Annotated in this window: 1 protein-coding gene; it reads left to right on the top strand. The window is 59.6% G+C overall.

What is annotated here, in order from left to right:
* Positions 1-32: 32 nt before the first annotated feature.
* The coding region (locus tag QD357_RS32460; protein WP_414126106.1) for a biotin/lipoyl-binding protein at positions 33-1,061 on the top strand (1,029 nt) is incomplete at its 3' end.

Below are 1,061 nucleotides of genomic sequence, written 5' to 3' on the forward strand. Positions count from 1 at the left end.
TCGTCAGGGAGATGAGCCAGTTGGAGCCAATKATGGCGGCGGCAGAGCGCGAGGCAGGTCTCGCGYTTGGGCGGCCGGAGTGCTTTGTTGAAGTCTATGCCGAAAACGCGCGACATGTAGAAACGCAGTGCCTTGCTGATCGACATGGAAATGTTGTMGTTCTCTCCACAAGAGACTGCACCCTGCAGCGTCGACAACAGAAGCTTGTCGAGGAAGCGCCGGCACCGTTTCTGAGCGGCGACCAGCTTGATCAGCTAAAGCGGGCTTCGGTCGGTATCCTGGAGGAGGTTGGCTACTGCGGGGCGGCCACGTGCGAATTCMTCGTGACGGAAAAGGGGGGCATCTACTTCCTCGAAGTGAATACCCGCGTCCAGGTCGAACACCMTGTGACGGAAGAAGTGACCGGCGTAGATATCATCCGCGAGATGTTCGATATCGCGGAAGGGAAGCCGCTGGAACTCAAGGACACGGTGATCCGGGGCCATTCCATTGAGTTCCGGATCAACGCGGAAGATCCATGGGCCGACTTCCGTCCGGTGCCGGKCAAGATTAAACGGATGCAGCTACCGGGGGGGCCYGGCGTGCGATTGGATTTTGGCTACGGCGAAGGCGACACCATCCCACCGTACTACGACTCGCTTGTCGGCAAGCTGATCGTGAGCGGCCGAGACCGAAAGCAGGCGATCGAGCGAGCTGCACGAGCGCTGGACGAGCTCTCGCTCGTAGGCATTAAAACCGTGGTGCCCCTGCATCGCGCGATCATCAAGCGACCAGAGTTCGCGGCCGACAGCGTTGAGGCCTTCCGAATCTATACCCGCTGGATTGATGTCGAAATGCCAAAGCTGTCCGAGGAAGCGGCAGCGTTGCAAGCCGCACCCTCGGTGGCGGCAGAGGATGCCGGTGAAATCTCACCTTTGGCGCCGGCACACGACGCTAACGAAGCCCCAAGCTACCGGGTAAGCATCAAGGCGCCGCTTTCAGGCGTCGTCATGGAGCTTTGCGTCAAGGAGGGCGACAAGATCTCGCGAGGTGATGTTGTGGCCATCATGGAATCCATGAAG

Origin of the sequence: Rhizobium sp. BR 317, from assembly GCF_047445835.1 — a bacterium.
Classification (GTDB): Bacteria; Pseudomonadota; Alphaproteobacteria; order Rhizobiales; family Rhizobiaceae; genus Rhizobium; species Rhizobium paranaense.